Origin of the sequence: Salinicoccus hispanicus (genome assembly GCF_009831115.1) — a bacterium.
GTDB lineage: Bacteria > Bacillota > Bacilli > Staphylococcales > Salinicoccaceae > Salinicoccus > Salinicoccus hispanicus.
This window is the reverse complement of record NZ_WUUK01000002.1, coordinates 44,852-66,921: the sequence shown is the minus strand read 5'-3', so window position 1 is coordinate 66,921 and position 22,070 is coordinate 44,852. Positions and strand designations below refer to the sequence as shown.

General features: G+C 45.9%; 22 protein-coding genes. 9 read left to right on the top strand and 13 right to left on the bottom strand.

The features are described 5' to 3' along the window. Window positions 1-269 precede the first annotated feature (269 nt). Both GQ671_RS05265 and pnpS read left to right on the top strand, forming a co-directional pair. Complete coding sequence (locus tag GQ671_RS05265) at window positions 270-926, top strand: winged helix-turn-helix domain-containing protein (RefSeq protein WP_246153192.1); 657 nt, start codon at window positions 270-272, stop codon at window positions 924-926. Further along, window positions 923-2,704 (top strand): two-component system histidine kinase PnpS, encoded by a 1,782-nt coding sequence (pnpS, locus tag GQ671_RS05260; protein ID WP_160653783.1) that lies wholly within the window; start codon window positions 923-925, stop codon window positions 2,702-2,704. The genes GQ671_RS05265 and pnpS overlap by 4 nt, the downstream gene beginning before the upstream one ends. Before the next feature lie 82 nt (window positions 2,705-2,786). Here pnpS and GQ671_RS05255 read toward each other — a convergent pair whose 3' ends face one another. Continuing rightward, a complete protein-coding gene (locus tag GQ671_RS05255; RefSeq protein WP_160653780.1) occupies window positions 2,787-3,473 on the bottom strand; it encodes a DUF542 domain-containing protein in 687 nt (228 codons plus the stop codon). Window positions 3,474-3,608: 135 nt separating this feature from the next. Here GQ671_RS05255 and GQ671_RS05250 point away from each other — a divergent pair, with 135 nt between their 5' ends. Both GQ671_RS05250 and GQ671_RS05245 read left to right on the top strand, forming a co-directional pair. Then, on the top strand, window positions 3,609-4,577 hold the full coding sequence (locus GQ671_RS05250; protein ID WP_160653777.1) for a hypothetical protein: 969 nt from the start codon (window positions 3,609-3,611) through the stop codon (window positions 4,575-4,577). A 44-nt stretch (window positions 4,578-4,621) separates the two neighbouring features. Continuing rightward, the gene (locus tag GQ671_RS05245; protein WP_160653772.1) at window positions 4,622-5,212 is read left to right on the top strand and encodes an LOG family protein; all 591 of its coding nucleotides are present in this window, start codon (window positions 4,622-4,624) and stop codon (window positions 5,210-5,212) included. Here GQ671_RS05245 and GQ671_RS05240 read toward each other — a convergent pair. From GQ671_RS05240 to GQ671_RS05220, 5 genes are all read right to left on the bottom strand, one after another. Next, window positions 5,209-5,763: a GNAT family N-acetyltransferase gene (locus GQ671_RS05240; protein ID WP_160653768.1), complete on the bottom strand. Its 555-nt coding sequence runs from the start codon at window positions 5,761-5,763 to the stop codon at window positions 5,209-5,211. The two genes, GQ671_RS05245 and GQ671_RS05240, sit on opposite strands and share 4 nt — an antisense overlap. An 88-nt stretch (window positions 5,764-5,851) precedes the next feature. After that, the gene (locus tag GQ671_RS05235) at window positions 5,852-6,196 is read right to left on the bottom strand and encodes a hypothetical protein (protein WP_160653765.1); all 345 of its coding nucleotides are present in this window, start codon (window positions 6,194-6,196) and stop codon (window positions 5,852-5,854) included. A gap of 73 nt (window positions 6,197-6,269) precedes the next feature. Continuing rightward, a complete protein-coding gene (locus GQ671_RS05230) occupies window positions 6,270-6,530 on the bottom strand; it encodes a hypothetical protein (RefSeq protein WP_160653762.1) in 261 nt (86 codons plus the stop codon). A gap of 166 nt (window positions 6,531-6,696) precedes the next feature. Beyond that, window positions 6,697-8,376, bottom strand: coding sequence for a glutathione ABC transporter substrate-binding protein (locus GQ671_RS05225; protein WP_160653758.1), 1,680 nt, complete (start codon window positions 8,374-8,376; stop codon window positions 6,697-6,699). 175 nt (window positions 8,377-8,551) lie between these two features. Beyond that, window positions 8,552-10,213 (bottom strand): glutathione ABC transporter substrate-binding protein, encoded by a 1,662-nt coding sequence (locus GQ671_RS05220; protein ID WP_160653755.1) that lies wholly within the window; start codon window positions 10,211-10,213, stop codon window positions 8,552-8,554. Between the two features lie 298 nt (window positions 10,214-10,511). On the opposite strand from GQ671_RS05220, the gene GQ671_RS05215 reads away from it, so the two are divergent. From GQ671_RS05215 to GQ671_RS05200, 4 genes are read left to right on the top strand one after another with little or no spacing between them, the layout of a single operon-like run. Further along, window positions 10,512-11,420: an ABC transporter permease gene (locus GQ671_RS05215; RefSeq protein ID WP_160653752.1), complete on the top strand. Its 909-nt coding sequence runs from the start codon at window positions 10,512-10,514 to the stop codon at window positions 11,418-11,420. A gap of 10 nt (window positions 11,421-11,430) precedes the next feature. Next, on the top strand, window positions 11,431-12,351 hold the full coding sequence (locus GQ671_RS05210) for an ABC transporter permease (RefSeq protein ID WP_160653749.1): 921 nt from the start codon (window positions 11,431-11,433) through the stop codon (window positions 12,349-12,351). A gap of 16 nt (window positions 12,352-12,367) precedes the next feature. After that, window positions 12,368-13,384, top strand: coding sequence for an ABC transporter ATP-binding protein (locus GQ671_RS05205; protein WP_160653746.1), 1,017 nt, complete (start codon window positions 12,368-12,370; stop codon window positions 13,382-13,384). Continuing rightward, a complete protein-coding gene (locus GQ671_RS05200) occupies window positions 13,362-14,456 on the top strand; it encodes an ABC transporter ATP-binding protein (RefSeq protein WP_160653743.1) in 1,095 nt (364 codons plus the stop codon). Before GQ671_RS05205 ends, GQ671_RS05200 begins: the two co-directional genes overlap by 23 nt. Before the next feature lie 41 nt (window positions 14,457-14,497). Here GQ671_RS05200 and GQ671_RS05195 read toward each other — a convergent pair whose 3' ends face one another. The 3 genes from GQ671_RS05195 to GQ671_RS05185 are packed head-to-tail and all read right to left on the bottom strand — an operon-like array spanning window position 14,498 to window position 17,084. Continuing rightward, window positions 14,498-14,983 carry a DUF456 domain-containing protein gene (locus GQ671_RS05195; protein ID WP_160653740.1) on the bottom strand — a complete coding sequence of 162 codons (486 nt, stop codon included), beginning with the start codon at window positions 14,981-14,983 and terminating at the stop codon, window positions 14,498-14,500. Continuing rightward, a complete protein-coding gene (locus tag GQ671_RS05190) occupies window positions 14,983-16,191 on the bottom strand; it encodes an MFS transporter (protein ID WP_160654978.1) in 1,209 nt (402 codons plus the stop codon). Before GQ671_RS05190 ends, GQ671_RS05195 begins: the two co-directional genes overlap by 1 nt. A gap of 35 nt (window positions 16,192-16,226) precedes the next feature. Continuing rightward, window positions 16,227-17,084, bottom strand: coding sequence for a LysR family transcriptional regulator (locus tag GQ671_RS05185; protein WP_160653737.1), 858 nt, complete (start codon window positions 17,082-17,084; stop codon window positions 16,227-16,229). A gap of 137 nt (window positions 17,085-17,221) precedes the next feature. Between GQ671_RS05185 and GQ671_RS05180 the strand changes: the two genes are divergently transcribed. Then, on the top strand, window positions 17,222-18,100 hold the full coding sequence (locus GQ671_RS05180) for an SDR family oxidoreductase (RefSeq protein ID WP_160653734.1): 879 nt from the start codon (window positions 17,222-17,224) through the stop codon (window positions 18,098-18,100). Window positions 18,101-18,172: 72 nt separating this feature from the next. On the opposite strand, the gene GQ671_RS05175 is transcribed toward GQ671_RS05180, so the two are convergent. The 4 genes from GQ671_RS05175 to GQ671_RS05160 all read right to left on the bottom strand — a co-directional run bounded on the left by GQ671_RS05175 (window position 18,173) and on the right by GQ671_RS05160 (window position 22,028). After that, entirely contained in the window at window positions 18,173-18,700 is a 528-nt protein-coding gene (locus GQ671_RS05175) for a DUF402 domain-containing protein (RefSeq protein WP_160653731.1), read from the bottom strand. Window positions 18,701-18,777: 77 nt separating this feature from the next. After that, window positions 18,778-20,754: an ABC transporter permease gene (locus GQ671_RS05170; RefSeq protein ID WP_211364888.1), complete on the bottom strand. Its 1,977-nt coding sequence runs from the start codon at window positions 20,752-20,754 to the stop codon at window positions 18,778-18,780. Next, window positions 20,747-21,652 (bottom strand): ABC transporter ATP-binding protein, encoded by a 906-nt coding sequence (locus tag GQ671_RS05165; RefSeq protein WP_160653725.1) that lies wholly within the window; start codon window positions 21,650-21,652, stop codon window positions 20,747-20,749. The genes GQ671_RS05170 and GQ671_RS05165 overlap by 8 nt, the downstream gene beginning before the upstream one ends. Next, on the bottom strand, window positions 21,636-22,028 hold the full coding sequence (locus GQ671_RS05160) for a GntR family transcriptional regulator (protein WP_160653723.1): 393 nt from the start codon (window positions 22,026-22,028) through the stop codon (window positions 21,636-21,638). The genes GQ671_RS05165 and GQ671_RS05160 overlap by 17 nt, the downstream gene beginning before the upstream one ends. Between the last annotated feature and the right edge of the window lie 42 nt (window positions 22,029-22,070).

The window sequence follows — 22,070 nt, the reverse complement described above, 5'->3', positions numbered from 1 at the left end:
ATGCCACTCCCATCAGAATATCTGCTAAGTCTTTAAGATATCTTCATTATCTGCCTGGAAGGGGTGGAAAGATATTAGGGAAATTCCTACTTTTCTTCACATGTCTCCGAAAGATTGTGACAAGTGTGTAAAGTTTTTAAATTTTTCATATGTGTATGGTAAAATGTAACGGCTGATATAAAAATAATTGACTGAATGATAAATGAAAGGGAGTTATTATTTTGTATAGAATCCTCGTTGTTGATGACGAACCCTCTATTGTTACCCTTATGAAATTCAACCTTGAAAATGCAGGTTACGAAGTGATGACAGCGGCGGATGGACGAGAAGGACTGGACCTTGCCCTGACCGAAAAGCCCGACCTCATTGTTCTGGACCTGATGCTGCCCGGGATGGACGGGATGGATGTCTGCAAAATGCTGAGGCAGGAGAAGATGGATACACCCATCCTGATGCTGACGGCCAAAGATGAAGAGTTTGATAAGATTCTCGGTCTTGAGCTCGGCGCGGATGACTACATGACAAAGCCTTTCAGCCCACGGGAAGTCGTTGCACGTGTCAAGGCAATACTGAGAAGGACACAGACGATGAAACCGGACGAGGGGGAAGATGATTCCGCCATCCTGCGTCTCGGTGAACTCGAGATCCGTACAGATACCTATGATGTCTATGCACGGGGAAAACAGCTTGTTCTTACACCAAAGGAATATGAACTTCTGCTCTATCTGGCCAACCATAAGAATAAAGTGCTCAGCCGTGACCAGCTGCTGAACGGTGTATGGGACTTCCATTACGATGGAGATACAAGAATCGTCGATGTACATATCAGCCATCTCCGCGAGAAGATCGAAGCCGATACGAAACGCCCAGCCTATATCAGAACCATACGGGGCTTCGGCTACAAGCTCGAGGTACCTGCTGAATGAAACGGCTGTGGTCCAGGATAGCACTCTCCTTCTTCATCCTGATCCTGATTCTTGTCATCGTATTGTGGTTTTTCCTGACTGCAATCATCAAAGATGCCTATACTGATATGACAAGAAACCATCTGGTGGAAAATGGCCAGATGGTTTCACAGTTGATTGCGACTGCTGAAAGCTATGACGATCCCGAGGGGCTGCAGGATCTGATCCGGCATTTCAACCAGCCGATCGAAATGCGCTTTACAGTTGTAGATGGTGAGGGAGTAGTGCTCGCTGATTCGGAGAATGACCCCTCGGCGATGAACAATCATATCAACAGGCCGGAAATCCAGGCTGTCATCCGCAATGGCGCAGACATGGGTGAATCCGTACGCTTCAGCACAACACAGCAGTTCAATATGATGTATGTTGCACTGCCACTTGTCGAACAGGGTGAAACAGTGGGCGCCATCCGGACATCCCTCTCCCTCCAGGTCGTCGATGAAGCCCTATCAAGACTCTGGGTCAGCCTGTCCATCGTGCTCGGGGTGATGTTTCTCGTTTCCGGCATTGCGAGCGCGATGCTCGCAAGAAGCATCATGCGTCCAATCGACAATATCATGGATACCACATACCGTTTGAGGGAGAAGGACTACAGCAGCAGAGTAAATGCATCTGCCAAAGGGGAATTCGGTGATCTTTCCCTATCCATCAATGCACTGGCTGCCAGTCTGCAGAAGCAGATGAAGGAGATCGACGAGAATGAGCATCAGCTGACCAGTATCATCTCCAACATGGTCAGCGGCGTCATGCTCGTCAATGAAGAAGGCAGGGTCGTTCTGCTGAATTCGGCGATGGAACGGTTCCTTTCCCAGCATAAGGATAATATTATCGGACAGCCTTATGAAAAAGTCGGGGAACGCTTTGCTTTAAGTCCCCATATCCAGTCCGTTCTGGAGAACAGCCAGAAGGTCCACGAAGAAGTCCATTCATACTTTCCACAGGAGCGCATCATGGATGCCCACCTGGCACCCTATTATGGACAGGGCTGGCAGCAGAAAGGTGCCATTGTCGTGCTGCACGACATTACAAACATAAGAAGACTTGAGAAGATGCGCAGCGATTTCGTGGCCAACGTATCACATGAACTGAAAACCCCCGTAACTTCGGTCAGCGGTTTCTCTGAAACGCTGCTCAGTGGTGAAGTGACCGATGAAGCAACGACGAAACAGTTTCTGCAGATCATATATGACGAAAGCCAAAGACTCGACAGGCTGATCAGCGACCTGCTTCACCTCTCCAAGATTGAAAAACAGGAAATGCCGCTCGATCTTGAGATCGTCGATATGTCTGCTCTTGTCCATGAAGTTGCCAGAACACTGCAGAACTCCGTGGAGAAAAGGAAGACAAAGCTCACCTTGCCCGAAGCATCAAAGGAAATATATCTTCAAGGGGATCAGGACCGTATCAGACAGATCATTCTCAATCTGGTCGGCAATGCCATCAACTATACTGCCGAGGGGGGTAATGTTGATATCTCGCTGAAGGAAAATATCAACACCGTCCGTCTCATCGTCCAGGATAACGGCATCGGCATACCGGAAGAGAGCCTGCCAAGAATCTTCGAACGGTTCTACCGGGTGGACAAGGCACGGGCACGCCATTCAGGCGGTACGGGTCTTGGCCTGGCCATAGTGAAGCACCTGATAGAATCCCATCATGGGGAAATAGAAATAGAAAGCAGAGAAGGTGAAGGAACGAAAATCACCGTTGTACTTCCGAAAAACCAGGAAGTCGACTAGTCCATCCATCTGAATCCTATGAATTCATGAAAAAGAACGGACCTGCTTCCATGTGGAAGCAGGTCCGTTCTTTTTGAGTCGATTAATCGTAATGTTTTTCCCTCATCCTTTTGAAAAGTATATTGTTCTCGAGGTGAACATGATCCAAAGTATCCTTCTCAAGCTTTTCGAGTCTTCTATAGACGAGACGGGTTGTCCCGGAATCCTCTTCTGTTGGGGTATAGTCGTTCGTGAAGTCGCGCAGGCGCCAGAAAGCTTCTGCTGCATTGCGGTGCTCATCTTCAAGCTCGGTCACATGAGGTTTGAGCGCTTCTTTTTTATTTTCGGAAGGATCACTCAGGAATGAAGATAGCATCGGGAATACATTCTCATCTTCATCACGGGTATGATCGAGCAGTGCAGTCTTCAAATTGAGAAATAGATCCTCGACAATTTCCAGGTCTCCATTTTCTTTGACCATTTTTTCTGCATAGGACTCGAGAATCGGCAGTTCATCCTTCAGATCTTCATGATATTTTCTTTGGATATAGCTTATTATGCTCTGCTCATCCATATATTTGATATCGATACCATCCTGGTTTTCAGTTCCCATCCTGTTGATTTCATACAGCAGGTTATCAAGTGGCAGCTGGTGATCCTGTACAACTTCTTCGAGTGTCCTATTGCCGTCATTGGCAAAATCGACCCTCTGCTTCCTGAAAATATCACCTGATTTCGGAATTTCTGTTACGATATTACCAAGCGTCATCTGTCCAGTAATTGTTTTCACCCTGCATTCCTCCTCATTCTTACTTCAACCATACCTTTATTGCCGGGTATTTAAACGAATTTGTTTACAGTTTAATGAAACTGTGACGAGGGTATATTATAATCATCATATACGAACACGCTGGAGGTTAAGTGAATGAATGATAAAGTGAAAAAGGCCGTAACGCTGCTGCCTGTAGTACTCGTTCCCCTTTTTAATGAAAGAAACCGCATCAAGAAGCATCCTGATGTACAGAAGATCAGCGCGACATCGAATACCATCTACCATTCTGCCAAAGACAAGAGTGCCAGTGCCGCCCAATCGGTCAAGAGTGCAAGTACATCCACATACCAGACAGGCAGGACTGCCATCTCAAAAGTTGGCGATGCTGTCGAAGACAGACGTGTCCAGCATACTTACAAGAAGGAACAGAAGCAGTATCAGAAAAGCCTTCAGCAGGAAGAATCACTGCTCAAGCAGTTTGAAAAGGAAAAGGAAAAGCATAGGAAACAGCGTCTGAAGGAACAGTCTGCAATACCGGTACCGAAAATTCTGCAGTCCGGTTCCGATCAGACCCATGATAATGACGACAAATCACATGCCATGACCGTGGATGATGCCTACAGGGCGACTGAGGTTGAAATGCCGGAAACAAAGGCCGAGATGAAGTCCAATCCTGACAACTATGGCATCGCCACAGAGTACAGTGATGACCAGGCAAACAATCGGGCAAGCCTGACAGATGACGACGAAGAACGACTGGATATCAATGCCGAAACGGCAGACGATGCCAAAGACAACAACGGACAGGAGAGATTTGACCACATGGATCAGAACATCAACTACTGGATTGACAAGAAAGTAAAAGGTCATGAATCAGATGGGTTTGAAAATGGAGAATTATTCACGAAGCATAAGAACAAGCTTGATCCGAAACATGCTGTAACTGCGAAGAAGGAAACAGAATGGGAGAATTCCCTTTTCAACAGGCACCGTGGTCTGCAGGAGACAAGAGTGTCTGCGAGCGGCCGTAAGACAGGAGAGCCTGGCGCAGTTACAAAGTCCAGAAGACAGAAGAAACTGGAAAAGAAAATCGAGAAGCATAGGAAAAAGCAGTATAACTGATCAGTGGAGCATACCAGCCTTTAGCAGAGGGAGGTGTCAAGATTATGAAGATTCGAAACGTTACCATTTTCTGTGGGGCCCGGACCGGGGACGATCCCATATATGAAAAACAGGCCTATGCACTTGGTGCGTTGCTTGCAGAAAAGGGTATTGGTGTCATATTCGGCGGTGGTGCCATCGGACTGATGGGTGCTGTAGCTGATGGGGCCCTTTCAAAAGGGGGGACTGTAACCGGCGTCATCCCTCAGTTCCTGGTTGAAAGGGAAATGGCACATCCGGATGCTCAGCATATGGAAGTTGTTGAAACCATGCATGAAAGAAAGGCCCGGATGGAAGAATTAGGAGATGCGATCATTACACTGCCTGGCGGAGCCGGTACCATGGAGGAATTCTTTGAAATCTTTACTTGGGGCCAGCTTGGCCTGCAGAAAAAACCAATTGGACTGCTCGACGTCAATCATTTCTTCGACACACTGACCCACCTTTTCGAGAAGCTGATTGCTGAAGGTTTCCTCGAAGAAAAATATATGGGACTTCTTTTCATCAGCGATGATGCTGCTGATATCCTTAAGAGTTTCGAGACATTCGAGCCTGTAAAAGCAAGGACATATGGTACAGAAAAACGACGCCCCTAGGGGCGTCGTTTTGATATTTCAAGCTTATATACGATATGTTTTTTCAGTGAATGACCATCAGCAATCAGAGGATGATCAAATGTTTCCAGTTGGGACATGCCTATCTTCTCCATGACATGAATGGAAGGAAAGTTCCTCTTTGCTGCAAGAGCATATATTTCTTTTATATCCGTATGACGCTCTGCAAACTTGAGTACACCTACTGCTGCTTCCGTAGCGAACCCCTGATTCCAATGTTTCTTCATCAGTCGCCAACCAATTTCAATGCATGGCAGAAAGTCCAGTCTGAAAGGGCCATCCTCTTCCAGCACTTGTATGCCTGTAAAACCAATGAACTCCCCTGTATCTCTTCTCTCTATAGCAAAGAGTCCAAACCCTCTATCTTCAATATCTTTTTGCGCATCGATGACAAATTGTCTGGATGCTTCTCTGGACAGAACGTTTGGAAAGTAGCGACGTACATCAGGGTCCTGGTTCATTCTTATAAAATGAGTGATGTCGCTCTGCTGCCAATCACGCAGTATTAAACGCTTGGTTTTGATGTATTTCATGCTCATTTTCAACCACTCTTTCAATTATTAATGCTCTCCGTCTGTAAAACATCAGATAAAATTGAAAGAGACAGAAGTGCAGACACCCTTACTGTTCTTCCACTTTATCACTTTCATTATCCGTCGGTGCGTCCATCCTCTTATAGGTAAGGAGCTGCACTTTCACTTCTTTGTCGTCGAAATCATAGTCTTCCAGGTTCTCTTTCTTTTCAGTAGTGAATACTACATCCACGAAGTCATGGGATTCCTTGAAATCATATCTCACATTGAACGTTTCAAATTCCTGATCAAGGTTGGGTTTTTTGGCTACAAAACGGGAAGTATCCCCTTTGAAGTCCTGTACTGCCATCCCGGTAATTTCTTCTATTTCATAACCCAATGATTCAAGTGTCATTTCCTTTCCTTCAATGATGTTGAACTTTTCCTCATGCATGAAAATCTCCTCGCTCTCAAATGTTTACTTCATATATTCCCTTTTAAACAGCATTTAATCTTAACATGACAGACTACTCCTGCTCATCTTCCGTATCTTCTTCATCACCCTGCTGCGCTGCACCGGACTCTTCTTCCCTTAATGATTCAAGTTCTGTTTCTTTAGCATCTATATTCTCCTGGAACTGGCTATTTTCCTCTTTGATATTCTGAATTCTATTTTCCAGAGACTTATTCTCCTGATTAACTGTTTCCAGATCTTTTGCCGCCTGGCTTTCATCCTCTCCGCATCCTGCGAGAAGCACTACTATTGCGATGGCAGTTAGACGTTTCATTCGATCACCCTTTTTTCATTCTGTTGTAGATTATACCATTTTAAGCCAATCATGAGAATTCAAGCAATGGAAAAGGGATACGTATATAATACCTCGCAGGAAAAACAAAGGACCGGAGAACATTTCAAATGTTCTCCGGTCCTTTGTTTTTCGTTTTCATAGATGACTATTCACTGATGTTGACATCTCTGAGGTCGTAGATATTATAGCGGTCGATCCCAATGTTTTCCACGTTATTACTGAAGGCATTGAGGTTCTCGGAGTGTCTGACGAAGATGGCAGGTGCTTCATCAACCAGGAGCTGTTGTGCTTCCTGATAAATTTCTTCTCTTGCTGCATCATCCGACTCCCGCTTACCTTCATCAAGCAGTGCATCAAGTTCATCATTTTCGAAGAATGAACGGTTACCTTCTGCACCGACCATGTCTGAATGGAACAGTGGAGAAATACCATTATCAGGGTCGCCGGTAGTGTTCGACCAGCCAAGAATGAACATGTCATGCTCGCCATTACCGGTCATCTCAAGGTACGCACCCCACTCGACCTGCTGGATATTGACATTGATATTGAGTTCTGCCAGTGATTCCTGCAGCCATATAGCCATATCGATACGCTCAGGGTTGTCATCGTTCACCATTAGATTGACGTCGAACCCGTCTTCGTATCCTGCTTCAGCAAGCAGTTCACGTGCCTGATCCATATCATATTGAGGTCCTTCAAGGCTGTCGCTGCTTCCCATGATGCCTGGAGCAAGCGGTCCGGCTGCTGCCGTACCCGAATCATTGTAGACACCGGATAATACCGCTTCCTTGTCAAACGCATGAGTGATGGCAGTACGTACCTGCGGGTCATCAAACGGCTCTTTTTGTACGTTGAAGCCGATGTAGTCGATGGATACCGAGTCTGTACGCTCCAATGTCACGTCTTCGTTGCTTTCCATACGCTCAATATTGCTGGACTCGACCTGTGCGATGAAATCGGAAGAGCCTGTTTCGAGTTCTGCAATTCTTGATCCTGTTTCAGAAACCACTTTGAATGTTGCGGAGTCAATCGTCGGCGCACCATCCCAGTAGTCTTCAAAAGCGACGAGTTCAGTACTCTCGCCTGGATTTCTATTTTCAAACTGCAGATATCCCGAACCAACCGGATTCTGCTCTACAACTGTACCGATATATTCACTGATCGAACCAGAGACCTCATCGTACTCGGCCCCTCCTGCTTCGCGCACTTCATAGTAGTCGGCGGGAGTCATATCAAGACCCGCTTCATCAATCGCATTTTGATAATCTTCATCAATCAGATCCCCACTCATCATCTTACCTGCGCCATGCGTCAGGTGGTTGAGGATTGGTGCAAATGGATATTCAGTGACGACTTCGACCTGATAGTCATCTACAACATTCACTTCTTCAATCATCTCAAGAACGAATGCGCGTTCAGAGGCAGCAGCAGTATCCAGCAGACGGTCAAGATTCTTTTTAACAACTTCTGCATTGAACTCACTACCATCATGGAAGGTGACACCTTCCCTCAAAGTGAACAGCCATGTCGTATCATCGGTCTGTTCCCACTCCGTGGCGAGCAATGGAGCAACTTCAAGATTTTCATCCTGCGTCACAAGTCCTTCATACATCGTATCCCTTACCTGCTCGGATGGCACATCGTTACTGCCATGCGGATCCATGGATACTGCGTCACTCGGGAAGGACAGGATCATATCGCCGCCTCCACTGGATGCTTCATCACCGCCAGCATCTCCTTCAGGCTCGACACTGCTATCGTCGGTACATGCCGCAAGTACAAGAACAAAAACGCTGAGCAGCAGCAATTTCAAGTAATTCTTCATTTACCATTCCCCCTGTAGTCATCTTCTCCCACCATCACAACTTCTATGTATATTCGGGATAAACCTATCTTATAACAGTAGGATTATTCTTTCAATAAGGAATATTCAGAAATATTGAAATAAGAATGGAACGTGGGTATGCCGACATGACATATCCACGTTCCATTCCCAATCATTAATTTTCCAAAGTAACATTTCTGAAGTCCGGTTTGTTATAGCGGTCAATCGTCAGACCTTCCACTTCATCCCTATACGCATTTGTACTTTCCGCCTGTCTCATGAATATTGACGGCGCTTCTTCTATCAGCAGCTGCTGTGCATCCTGATAGATCTGCTCCCGCTCTTCCATGTCGGTTTCCTGTCTGCCTGCTTCAAGTAAAGTATCCAGTTCATCGTTTTCAAAGAAGAAACGGTTCCCCTGGCTGCCGATCATGGAAGAGTGGTATAACGGCCATAATCCCTGGTCCGGATCTCCTGTTGTATTCGGCCATCCCAATAGGAATATATCATGGTCACCTGTACTGGCCCTCTCAAGATATGCGCCCCATTCGATCTGCTCCACCGTGGCTTCAATGTTCAGCTCCTGGAGTGCCTCCTGAAGATACACAGCCACATCGACCCTCTCCGGTGTATCGTTTGTAATGATGGATATTTCAAACCCATCTTCGTATCCTGCTTCTGCCATAAGTTCTTTGGCACGATCCACATCATATTTCAATCCTTCAATATTTTCATCATACCCGAGCACCTCCGGCTGTAATGGACCTTCAAGTGCTCTGCCTGTACCGTTGTAGATCCCTGCGAGCACTTCTTCCTTATCAAATACATGGGTGATGGCCTGACGCACTCTTTTATCATCCAAAGGCGCCTTGCTGGTATTGAAACCTACGTATTCCATGGAGATGGAATGAAAAGTATACATGTGCGTCTCTGGATTATTTTCTATTCTTTCGATATTACTTGCATCAAATCCACTGATCATATGCGAAGCGCCAGTTTCGAGTTCAGCAACCTGGGAACCTGTCTCCGCTACTACTTTATATGTAACAGTATCGAGGTTTGCCGGCGTGTCCCAGTAGTCATCGAATCTGGACAAGGTCGTCGACTCGCCCGGATTTCGCTCCTGCAGCTGCAGATAGCCGGTCCCGACAGGTTTCTGCTCCACTACTGTATGCAGATATTCCGAGATATCGCTGCTGATTTCATCGTATCCGTCTGCATCGGATTCTCTCGAACTGTACAGTTCCTCAACCGTCATATCAAGACCAGCCTCTTCCAGAGCATTGCTGTAATCCTCATCAATGACTTCCTTGCTTATCATGCCGCCCCCATCATGTGTCAGATGATTGAGGAGCGGAGCAAATGGATACGCGGTTACAATCTCAACCTGATACTCGTCCAATACTTCAACCGACTCTATCATTTCAAACAGATTCATTCTAGGTGAAGCAATTCCTGGATCCACTACTCTCTCCAGATTGGCTTTGACCACTTCCGCATCAAAAGGGCTGCCATCATGGAATGAAACATCTTCTCGCAGTGTGAACACCCATGTCACATCATCTGTCTGTTCCCATTCCTTAGCCAGCAAAGGTTCAATCTCCAAGTCTTCGTTCTGTGTGACGAGACCTTCATAAATCGTATTGCGCACTTTATCCGAAGGCAGATCGTTACTGCCGTGAGGATCCAGCGAGACAAGATCGCTGCTTGTAGAAAGTATGAAGTCTCCTCCATTCTGACTTTGATTTTCGGTATTCGAACCAACATCGCTATCATCCGTACATCCTGTGAGTACGAAAAGACAAAACATCAGAAATATGCCTGCAGTTTTCTTCATCAATACACTCCTTTAATTTATTATCCTACTAGATGACTATGTATTAAATATGATTTCATGTTATAGTATCATTCTGCATAGTTCAACTCCTTGAGTTCAATAAATTATATATATCTGAAAATGGAGAGTTCCCACAATAGTCTTATTACACATTTGTAAAAATATTTCTTCAATAAGATTGGGGAACAATTTCTGTTGCCTTATAAATATTGATATATTGGCTCGAGAAATGTATCATAATGAATAACCATTAAAGAATTTTCATAAAATTCAATCATGATTTTCAGGAGGTCAGACCATGGTAGTTGCTTCTAAAGAAAGAATTCGTGATACCAGACCGGTAAATCCGCGGGTAAAGAGTTTTAAAGATACATTCAGACGTCTCAAAAAGAATAAATCCGCCCTTGTCGGCTTCTATGTCCTCGCATTCTTTTTCGTGGTATCGATATTTGGTGCAATCGATGCCAATTACGGATTGACAGGCATAAGTTCAAATGCCACAAATCTCACAGCCAAGCTGGAAAGCCCATCGGCTGCCCACTGGTTCGGAACAGATCATCTGGGCAGAGATATTTTCATAAGAATACTGCATGGCATGTACATAACATTAGGGGTAGGGTTTGCAGCAACATTCCTGGCAGGACTTGTCGGTGTACCACTCGGCATCCTTGCCGGCTATTATGGCGGATGGTTTGATACCATCGTCATGAGACTCATGGACGTTCTACTTGCGTTCCCAGGTATCCTGCTGGCGCTTGCCATCGTCAGTGTCCTTGGAGGCAGTACAATCAATGTGACGATCGCCATCGCAATCGGAGCCATTCCCCAGTTTGCCCGGATTGTCAGAGGTTCGACACTGACAACTAAAAAACTGGAGTATGTCGATGCAATCCGGGCACTCGGTGCACGTGACGTCAAGATCATATTCCAGCACATACTACCGAATATCATGTCACCGATCATTGTCAATACAACACTTTTCATCGCAACAGCAATCCTCACTGCTGCCGGACTTTCATTCCTCGGGCTCGGTGTACAGCCGCCGACGCCTGAATGGGGTGCCATGCTCAATGACGGAAGAAACTATATGTATCAGGCAGGGCATATCACACTGTTCCCTGGCATGATGATCGTCATCGTGGTACTTGCATTCAATCTATTCGGAGACGGATTGAGAGATGCACTTGATCCGAAAATGAGAAAATAGGAGGCATCATATGACTACATTTATCATTCGCAGACTACTGCAGCTGATCCCTGTACTGCTTGGGGTGACCATTCTCGTATTCAGTCTGATGCACCTGACTCCGGGTAATCCGGCGGTGATCATGGCCGGAGAAAGTGCACCACAGGCAACTGTCGAGGCGATCGAACAGCGCCTGGGACTCAATGACCCGCTCCATGTCCAGTACTTCAACTTCCTGGGCAACGCGCTGCAGCTCGACTTCGGCACATCCATACGAGATAACATTCCTGTATTCAGCCATATACAACCAAGGTTCCTGATCACCTTGGAACTGACAATCTACTCAATGATTTTCGCAATTGTACTCGGCCTTCTGGCCGGTATCGTCTCAGCTGTACGCCAATACACTTTCTCCGATGTCGCAATCATGGTAGTGGCTCTCTTCGGCCTGTCGATGCCGAACTTCTGGCTCGGTCTGATGCTCATCCAGTGGTTTTCAATTAATCTCGGGTGGCTGTCACCGACCGGTTGGGGAGATCCCGATCAGCTTGTCCTGCCTGTTATTGCCCTTGGTACAGCCGGGGCGGCGATTATCGCACGTATGACGAGAAGCAGCATGCTCGATGTCATATCGCAGGACTACATCAGAACTGCGAGAGCAAAAGGGGTAAAAGAACGCGTGGTCATCTTCAGACATGCACTGAAGAATGCCATGATTCCTGTAGTGACAGTAATTGGACTGCAGTTCGGCTACTTTCTGGCCGGTTCAGTTCTTACCGAAAGTGTTTTCGCAATCAATGGACTCGGGCGCCTCATCATCGACGCCATCCTCCAGAGGGATTTTCCTATCGTCCAGGGTGCCGTACTTGTCGTCGCAGTATCCTTCGTCGTAGTGAACCTTGTTGTTGATATATCCTACAGGTTCCTTAATAAACGCGTCGACCTAAACTAAGTTGGGAGTGACACATGTGTCAGAAAATATTCTTGATATAAAAGACTTGAGAACCTCCTTCTTTATCGAAGGAAATGAAGTGAAAGCAGTCGATGGGGTGACTTTCCAGGTGCCGGAAGGAAAAACTCTGGGAATTGTCGGAGAGTCCGGTTCCGGCAAGAGCATTACTGCCCTGTCCATCCTGCAACTCATAGAAAGACCCGGTAAAATCGTCGGAGGCAGCATCAACTTCAAGGGAGAAGAACTTACAGAGTCAAAAAACTCCCGAATGAGGGACATCCGGGGAAATGAAATATCCATGATCTTCCAGGAACCTATGACTTCACTTAATCCGGTCTATACCATCGGTCAGCAAATGAGAGAATCGTACAAGATCCACCAGGGACTCGGTAAAAAGGAAGGAACGAAGCGGGCAATCGAAATGCTTGAGCTTGTCGGCATTCCCTCCCCTGCCAAACGAGTCGATCAATATCCATACGAATTGTCCGGTGGCATGCGACAGCGTGTCATGATTGCCATGGCGCTTGCATGCAGACCGGAACTCCTGATTGCCGATGAACCGACTACTGCACTTGATGTCACCATCCAGGCGCAGATTCTCGAACTCATCAAAGAACTTCAGAATGAAATCGGCATGAGTGTCATCATGATCACACACGACCTCGGAGTCGTTGCGGAAACGTGCGACTATGTTGCTGTCATGTACTGCGGGAAAGTAGTCGAGTACGCAGACGTAGAGACTTTATTCGAAAACCCCAAACATCCTTACACTGTCGGTCTTCTGAACTCACTTCCCCGCCATGATATCGACCAGGATGAACTGATACCGATCAAAGGCAATGTCCCTGCACCAGATGAGATGCCGACAGGCTGCCGTTTTGCACCGAGATGTCCGCATGCATCGGACATATGCAGCAAGCTTCCTGGACTGGAAACCCAGGAAGACGGAAATGATGTCAGATGCTGGATCTATACCGAAGAATGGGATGGCGAGAAGGGAGTAGCAGTCTATGACAGAGAAACCACTACTTAAAATTGATAATCTGAAGCAGTATTTCCCGATAAAAGGGGGATTTCTTGGACGTACTGTCAATCACGTCAAAGCAGTTGATGACATCTCCTTTGCCATTGGTAAGGGGGAGACCGTTTCTGTCGTTGGTGAGTCCGGCTGTGGAAAGTCCACTACAGGGCGTGCAATACTCCGCCTTGATGAACCGACAGCAGGCAAGGTCGAGTTTGAAGGCAAGGATGTCCTCGGCATGAGCGCTAAGGAAATGCGAAGAATGCGGAGTGAGATGCAGATCATATTCCAGGATCCCTACGCATCACTCAACCCTCGTAAAACTGTACGCCAGACGCTCAATGAAGCAATGGAAATCCAAAATGTCGTCCCTAAAAAAGAACGCAATGCACGCATAGTCGAGCTGATGGAAACCGTCGGCCTGCAGAAGCACCAGATCGATCGTTTCCCTCATGAATTTTCAGGTGGACAGAGACAGCGTGTCGGTATTGCACGTGCACTGTCGGTCAATCCGAAACTGATCATCTGTGATGAAGCAGTCAGCGCCCTCGATGTATCCATCCAGGCACAGGTTCTGAACCTGCTCAAGCGTCTGCAGCGAGAGATGGGGCTCACCTACCTTTTCATCGCACACGACCTTGGTGTTGTCCGTCACATATCGGATCGGATCATTGTAATGTACCTTGGAAAAATTGTAGAAATGGGAGAAACGAAGAGCATCTTCGAGAACCCTCAGCATCCTTATACAAAAGCACTGCTGTCTGCAATTCCCGTGCCGAATCCGAAAAAGAAAGCGGAGCGGATCTTCCTGCGTGGAGACGTCCCTTCTCCGATCGACCCGCCGACAGGCTGCCGTTTCCATACAAGATGTCCATTTGCGACGGATAAATGCCGTACAGAGGTGCCTCTACTGGAAGAGAAAGATGAAATCTACAAGGATAAGCACAGTGTCGCCTGCCACTATGCGCTCGATATCCAGCAGGGCAAGCACAAGCCGAAATATAATATGACAGATGTACGCAAAAACCTTGATGAAGAAGGCATGGACAACAAGAGCAAGGAAAAGCAGCTGGAAAATGCATAGAACAAATAAGGAGCCCCTCGATGAGGGGCTCCTTATTTATTCTAGAAAACGAGTGCATCCAGCAGGAACCATACTACCATTACCGTAAAGACGACTGCGTCGAACACTGCACTCGAAAGGAATGCAAGCAGCGAACCGATAGAAGCTTTGAACGCCTGATTGACGTCCTTTGAATTAAGAAGCTCGACAATCAGAACAAGCACAAAAGGAACAACGATGATCCCGATTGGCGGATAGACGAACATGCCGATGAGCACACCGACGATGGCAGCATATTCACCGCGCTTTGAACCTCCATATCTTTTGACGAAATAGCTGTTTGCGATGATGTCGCTGAAGAGGACCAGCATTGTCAGAACGAACATGATAATCCAGAACATCCATGATAGGGTGCCGCTGTTGATTAGGAACTGATAAACGAGAAAGCCGATCCAGAACATCAGTACCGAAGGCACAACCGGGAAAACCAGTCCTGCAAATCCGATGATGAACGAAGCGATGACAATGAGCCACCATATGATTTCCATTAGACTTCTCCTTTCCTGATTTCACTCTGAGTAAAGAAAAATAATATGAACGCTGTAAATACGAACGCACCTGCAATAAAGAATGAATACTCCAAGCCTACAACATCACTGGCGATTCCACCAAGCAGGTTGCCCAGCAGCTGGCCGATGATCATTGCATTGGCGAATAGTGTCGATGCATACCCTGGAAAATCGGGAAGCAGATCCTGAAAATAACTGATGCCGAGACCGAGCAGTACTGCCAGGAAAATAGCCAGAGGCAGCTGGCCGATCACCATCGCTGTAAAGTCATTGAATATGCCGATTGAAAGAAAGAACAGACTGCCGAGAAAAGCACCGATAATCAGAAGTGACTTCGAACTGACCTTGCCTGCGACATAACCCATGAAAATCATGAAAGGAACTTCAAGCCCTGCACAGAGACTTGAAAGTATTCCAACACCCCGCTCCTGCTCTCCCAGAAAATTCGTGACATACAGTGGCATATTCAGAAGATACATCCATTGTCCCACATGCAGCATGGTAAAAGCCACAAATGGCAACAGCAGTGCAGGTGTTTTGAGGATGTTGGGCGCCTTCTTTTCTTCATGATCCCTTATGTTGGCAGCACTTTGCGGGGCAACCCGCTTCTGTGCCGGCTGAATCAAAATCGACAGTACCAGTACAAGAATGAACATTATGACGGTTCCGGTAAAGAGTCCGTTGAAACCATAGATTCCAATCAGCACGGACCCGATCAGAGGACCAAAAAGAAAGCCGAAAGAGAACATGGATCTGAGTACCGTGTTGGCCATCACTGCCATATTGGATCTATAGGCATTGATCGATTCCCTGGCTGATGCGTAAAGCTGAGGCATCGCGGGCGCACCAAGTGCTGCAAAGATGATATAGGATAATGCCAGCAGCCATACATTGCCGATTACAAGATAACTGCCATAAGCTATGATCATCATCACCAGAGCACTGATGATCAGATATTTACGATCAAAAGCCAGGTTATCACTCTTCCTGCCTATTACCGTATTCATCAGGAAACTGCCCACTGCTGCTGTAGCCATGAACACCCCATAGGCCGAAGTCGACATGCCGTGCGTCTCCGTCATGAAAATAACCAGGAATGGCGCTGTCAGGGAGACAGCCATCCCAAGCAGTCCCATATTGATGAGGAACAGCCGGTAGTTCTGTATCTTGAAAAGTTCACGCATCATGTTATCCATTCTTTCTGTATGTAATGTTGTTATGTTCAGTTTGCATTGACGAATGTTCTTACAAGAGTCAGAAATGCCTTCACCTGTGGCAGTTCAAGTACACTTCTATCGAATGCAATATACGTGTCACGTGTAATCGGGCGACCTTCCACTGTCACTTCGTCAATATTGAACTTTTCTTTGTCAAACCCTTCCAAAACAATTTCAGGCAGTACCGTCATCCCGATGCCCTCGAGAAGCAGTGCCCGGCAAGTGGCAATCTGATCGACTTTGATCTGCGAGTCGTACTTGCGGCTGAAACGATGCTCAAAAAACTGCTCTATTTCACTGATGTACATCGGATCCGCCTGGAACTCTATGATCGGGAGCCTGGATTTATCATCTTTTTCTTTCGGCGCCACCAGATAGTGGCGATCTACAAACAGCAGTTCATTCTGCTTGTTGAGTATCTGATTTCCACGAACAATGGAAATATGAAAGTCGTTCTGTTCCCCGATGATCTGCTGGGAAGACCCGACTTTGATCTTAATATTTACATTTGGATACAACTTCAGATATTGTGCCACTATTTCCGGAAGAATCGTATGACCGATAAGGGAGGAGACACCTATCGACAGGTTTCCCTGTATGGAATTCTGATTGGCCCGGATATACTCCTTGACCAGTGCCTCACGTTCAACCACACTCCGCGCATGATCAATGATCTTTTCTCCCTCTCCTGTTACATACAGTTCCTTTTTTGTTCGGATGAAAATTTTTACCCCCCACTCGTCTTCAATGGATTTGAGGCGCTGGCTGACAGCAGGCTGGGAGATGAACAGCTTTTCAGCTGCCCGCCGCAGTGTCCGTGTTTCATCCAGGGTGACGAGAAGCTTATAATCGTCGACTTTCATTATGCAACATCCTTTCATCAATAATGAAATACTATCATAAATAAGGGTTCATACAATGCCTGGACATCAATAAGTGTAAATAATCCAAGTGTTGGGTATATGCCTATTACATCATTCCAATAGGAGGCACGATGATAATGACTGAAAAGAACAAATATGAACGTGTGGATGAAGCAGTTGAAGGCTATACACAAGACCGTCAGCCAGGCATAGAAGAAGATATGGATCCAAAGCCGATATTTGAAGATGAAAACTACAGAGGCAGCGGCAAACTACAAGATAAGGTAGCCATCATAACAGGCGGCGATTCCGGGATCGGCCGCGCAGTTGCGATAGCCTATGCAAAAGAAGGCGCGAATATCGTCATCGGCTATCTCGATGAACACGATGATGCCAAAAAAACAAAAGAAATTGCGGAGTCTTATGGTGCGAAATGTGAAATATATGCTTTCGATGTGAAGCAGAAGGAAGAATGCGAGAAGCTCGTCAAGTTCACCATCGATAACTTCGGCAAATTGAATGTACTCGTCAATCACGCTGGGGTACAGTATCCGACGGATGAATTCCTTGATATTACGGAAGCGCAGATCCGGGAAACATTCGAAACGAACATCTATGGCTTCATCTTCATGGCACAGGCGGCAGTACCGCATCTGAATAAGGGGGATGCCATCATCAATACGACAAGCGTCACTGCATACAGAGGTTCACCGGAACTTATCGAGTATTCAGCGACAAACGGTGCCATTACATCATTCACCCGTTCCCTTTCAGGCAATCTGGCGGAAAAGGGCATCCGGGTAAATGGTGTGGCTCCAGGCCCGATCTATACACCACTCATTCCAGCAACGTTCAGTGCTGAGAAAGTCGAGAAGCACGGTGGCAGTACACCAATGGGCCGTCGTGGACAGCCGAGTGAGCTTGCACCAAGCTATGTCATGCTGGCAAGCAATGACTCAAGCTACATGACCGGTCAGGTCCTCCATGTCAACGGTGGAGATTTCATTACGACCTGACCCGGACGCAATTTAAGAGTTCCAGCAATCAAAAATACGAACGACCAAATATTTGGTCGTTCGTATTTTCTATTATGCGAGTGATTTTCTACAGTAATGGACAAGCTTTTCAAACTGGGTGAAATCCGTGTCGATCTCCTCGATCACTTCATTTGCCACAGAATAGGCATAGTCATACTGGGCTTTAGTGATATGCCCTCTTTTGATTGCCCGCTTCAGATCTCTTTCATCAACGAGCTCATATCTTCCATCCGGAAGTACGAGCACATCCAGGTAGATATCCTTGCGCCGTGCATTGCCAAGCTCCAGGATATGCTCGACATTGATATCAAAATAGTATTGCAGCACTTCATAATTATCATCATACATGACTGTAATACTGTAGTTTCTATTTTCAGGCATGATCTGCAGCCATTTATAATGGTTGTCGCATACCCGCACCTTCTCACCGAGTATCGGCACTGTAAGCGGGGAGCGCACTTTATGAATATCTATCAGCCCCACCAGTATTTTTTCACCATCATAATTTACGATTTTCTCTTTGTAGTCCGATCGGAGGAGACGTCTCCACCCTCTTTTATCGAGATATTTGGTTTTCATCACGCTCATCTCCTTCCCCCAATTATACAAAATTCGGAGAAAGAATGTGAAGGAATTAAAACTTTCTATATATCAGCCTACTCGATGCCGAGCATGATGAACGCATCTGCTAATGATTCGACTTCTTCCACGTCCATTTCCATGCCCATGTACTCAGGGGAATATAACAACACCTTGTCTCCGCTCGCATCCAGACCGCCATTATTTATACTGTTGATGACATCTTCTCTATCATCCAAAGACTCTACATCATATTTTTCACTGAGCTCATCAAAAGACATGGTCTCGTAGTCCCTGAAGAAGCTCTCTTTTGCATCATCAGAAAGTGAGACCGTATGCATATTCTGACTACTCCCGATACCGAGAAACTCCGCCAGATTCTGATCTTCAGTCACCTTGTTGATCAGAGCAGGGTTATATATGGAAACATTTCCATTGTAGTAGTTGCCATCTGTACTGAGAGATGCACTTGCAGCTGATGCATTCGAATTATTCGTCAGCATCGGCATCTCTGTATCGACCTGATGTGCTGCTTTCTGATAGGCATCAGTGAATTCAGCAATCTCAACTGAACTCTCCAGATTGATGTAGCCTTCAATGCCATAGAGCTCAAGATTATTAATCTCACTACTATCCTCTATGTTGTAAACAACATCATATACTTTTGAGTATTCACCACTGTTCAAAGTCTCCATCATTGACTGATATTTTTCATTTTCCATGGAAATATTATCATAGCTTCTATTCACATAGGAACCGTCCTGCATTTTATAGATGATTTCAAAGGATTCTGGTACACCACTTTCAGGCATACCTTCATTGGTAATAGCTTCCTGATGAAGCGCAACCCCTTCACTGATGACATTCTTATCTTCTATGAACAAGTAATCCTCTGTCATTATGCTCTCACCTTGATTACTCATCCAGTTGTTACTACTCCAATTACCATTGATGCTGACACTTTCAACACTGCTCTGGTCAGGCACATAGGAGGTATACTGTTGCCAACCGATAATAAATACAATCCAGAAAACGACTACAGAAATTGCCGATATGAGTATGGAACGCCATCTGAAATTTATTTTAGCCGTTCCTTGGAAAAACATTTCTTGGGTAATATACGAGAATATTGCACCTATGACAAATGCAAATACATATACAACGGTCAAGTTCGGCAAAGCGAATGAAATGACCAGTCCAACGAGCAGCATTCCGGAAATTGTAATAAAAGCAACCAGTATATCCCTGATCCAGCCATTATTGAAAGTCTGATGTACGTTTTCACTTCTACTTCTATTGTAGTAGAGGTAGGACAGAATTATGAGCACTACAGCTATCCCTATCCAGATGATCATCTTCCACAATGTAAAACCATCGATGATCTGCTGGATTGCGAAAATCGGGAACGTATTATTGACCACTACACCCATAAGTCCGTCGCCACCTGTTGAAGGCGTAGGTGCAATACCATCATAAAGCAAGTCTGCGACTGATACTGTCAATCCCCAGAACACAACAGGTAGGAAAAACACAATGACAACAAGCTGCATATGGACGAACATGCTGTTCACAAGAAATCCGACAAATACTGAAATGGCGAAAACGACAAGCAGTACAAACAAAGTGTAGAAGAACCATTCCACAATCTCCATTATTGTAATATCGAATATCAGGAAGTATCTTTCAAAGAAAAGAATCACTGCAGTAATCACAAGTGGGATGATGATATTGATCACACCCGCAATCAGTGCATGACTCAGTAATTTCCTTCTTTTCACAGGCATGCTGTGCATGAAGTCGAGTGATGCTTCTTTATGTTTGTAGCTGAACAGGAACATCACCATCAGAACAACATAGATCATGCTCGCTGCAAGTTGAAACGGAAGGGTTTCATTAAGCATGCTGCCTGATATGAAAGTCATATTGCCTACTGGTTCACTATTTACAGATCGGATCCACAAGTAGAGTGGCTGAATAAGTATATTGCCGATGAGAAACAGGACTGTCAGCCAGAATATGCCGCCCATGAAGTGGTTCAGTAATGTTCTATTCAACAATGATGTTGCTGATTTCATAACCTTTATCCCCCATTTCATATGCGAATATTTCTTCCAGCGACAGCGGCAGTATGTCATACATGAGCGGGTCGTACTTCGTCACTTTCTCTTCAATCTGACTGATGTCCCCTTTGATGATGCATGTGAGGACCCTTCCTTTCGCTTCGTGATGGACAACGCCCATCTCTTGAAAGAATTGATCATCAGGCAGGTTTTCAAAAGCGATCTGCAACTTGCAGTGTGAACCTTTGACTTCGTTGAGATCACGGTGGAAGAGCTGCTTGCCCTGATGCATGATGGACACGGAGTCACATAGGTCTTCCATTTCCCTCAAGTTGTGGCTCGATGCGATAACAGTCATTCCATGGTTGGCGATATCCTGCATCATGATGTTCTTGACCTGGCGTCGGATGATTGGATCGAGTCCGTCAAAAGGTTCATCGAGCAGCATCACTTTCGGCCGTGCAGAAAAGGCCAGTATGAAGGATGCCTGCCGCTTCATCCCTTTGGAAAGCTGGGAAAGCGGCTTTTTCGCTTCCAATCCGAAGTGTGCAGACAGCTGCTTGAAACGTTTTGTCGACCATTTTGGATACATTGCCTTATAGAAGGTCGCCATTGAACCGAGGGTTGCCCCATTGAAAAAATACGGGATGTCATTGATGAAAACCACATCATTTTTGACGGATGGATTTTCAAATATGGATGCATCATCAAAAAGTACCACTCCGGCGTCCGGCTTATAGATGCCCCCGAGTGTTTTCATGAAGGTGGTCTTGCCTGCGCCATTGGAACCAAGGAGCCCGTGGATAGTTCCTGAGGTGACTGTCAATGTCACTGCGTCCACTGCCTTTTTCCTGCCAAAGGATTTATCAAGCTGTCTAGTCTCGAGTTTCATCTTTATTTCTCCCTTCTTCTGTCGTCTTCTGTATCAGTGCAATCAGACGTTCTTTTGAAGCCCCCAGATAAAGCAGCTCGCCGACAATCCTTTGGAAATCCTGCGTAAGCGCCTGTATCTTAACGTTATTTTCCTGCTCTGTCACTTCGCTCACGAAGCTGCCTTTGCCAGGCAGAGAATAGATATAGCCCTCCCTTTCCAGTTCCCGATAGGCTTTTTGTATCGTATTGGGATTGATTGTCAGTTCCTGTGCAAGATTTCTGACCGAGGGAAGCTTTTCATCCGGTTTTATAACACCTTGTATGATAAGCTGTTTTATCCTATCTATAAGTTGTTCATAAATTGGTATGCGACTTTTTAAGTCCAAATTGATCATCCGGCCACCTCCTCCGTTCTGTATTAATTACAATAATACAGT

Excerpts from the sequence above, each read along its gene's own strand:
- GQ671_RS05195 (WP_160653740.1), bottom strand. The coding sequence starts at position 14,983 with ATGGAAATCATATGGTGGCTCATTGTCATCGCTTCGTTCATCATCGGA.
- GQ671_RS05175 (WP_160653731.1), bottom strand. The coding sequence starts at position 18,700 with ATGAAAACCAAATATCTCGATAAAAGAGGGTGGAGACGTCTCCTCCGA.
- GQ671_RS05165 (WP_160653725.1), bottom strand. The coding sequence starts at position 21,652 with ATGAAACTCGAGACTAGACAGCTTGATAAATCCTTTGGCAGGAAAAAG.
- pnpS (WP_160653783.1), top strand. The coding sequence starts at position 923 with ATGAAACGGCTGTGGTCCAGGATAGCACTCTCCTTCTTCATCCTGATC.
- GQ671_RS05215 (WP_160653752.1), top strand. The coding sequence starts at position 10,512 with ATGGTAGTTGCTTCTAAAGAAAGAATTCGTGATACCAGACCGGTAAAT.
- GQ671_RS05190 (WP_160654978.1), bottom strand. The coding sequence starts at position 16,191 with ATGATGCGTGAACTTTTCAAGATACAGAACTACCGGCTGTTCCTCATC.
- GQ671_RS05230 (WP_160653762.1), bottom strand. The coding sequence starts at position 6,530 with ATGAAACGTCTAACTGCCATCGCAATAGTAGTGCTTCTCGCAGGATGC.
- GQ671_RS05200 (WP_160653743.1), top strand. The coding sequence starts at position 13,362 with ATGACAGAGAAACCACTACTTAAAATTGATAATCTGAAGCAGTATTTC.
- GQ671_RS05225 (WP_160653758.1), bottom strand. The coding sequence starts at position 8,376 with ATGAAGAATTACTTGAAATTGCTGCTGCTCAGCGTTTTTGTTCTTGTA.
- GQ671_RS05265 (WP_246153192.1), top strand. The coding sequence starts at position 270 with ATGAAATTCAACCTTGAAAATGCAGGTTACGAAGTGATGACAGCGGCG.
- GQ671_RS05245 (WP_160653772.1), top strand. The coding sequence starts at position 4,622 with ATGAAGATTCGAAACGTTACCATTTTCTGTGGGGCCCGGACCGGGGAC.
- GQ671_RS05180 (WP_160653734.1), top strand. The coding sequence starts at position 17,222 with ATGACTGAAAAGAACAAATATGAACGTGTGGATGAAGCAGTTGAAGGC.
- GQ671_RS05160 (WP_160653723.1), bottom strand. The coding sequence starts at position 22,028 with ATGATCAATTTGGACTTAAAAAGTCGCATACCAATTTATGAACAACTT.
- GQ671_RS05185 (WP_160653737.1), bottom strand. The coding sequence starts at position 17,084 with ATGAAAGTCGACGATTATAAGCTTCTCGTCACCCTGGATGAAACACGG.
- GQ671_RS05235 (WP_160653765.1), bottom strand. The coding sequence starts at position 6,196 with ATGCATGAGGAAAAGTTCAACATCATTGAAGGAAAGGAAATGACACTT.
- GQ671_RS05240 (WP_160653768.1), bottom strand. The coding sequence starts at position 5,763 with ATGAAATACATCAAAACCAAGCGTTTAATACTGCGTGATTGGCAGCAG.
- GQ671_RS05210 (WP_160653749.1), top strand. The coding sequence starts at position 11,431 with ATGACTACATTTATCATTCGCAGACTACTGCAGCTGATCCCTGTACTG.
- GQ671_RS05250 (WP_160653777.1), top strand. The coding sequence starts at position 3,609 with ATGAATGATAAAGTGAAAAAGGCCGTAACGCTGCTGCCTGTAGTACTC.
- GQ671_RS05220 (WP_160653755.1), bottom strand. The coding sequence starts at position 10,213 with ATGAAGAAAACTGCAGGCATATTTCTGATGTTTTGTCTTTTCGTACTC.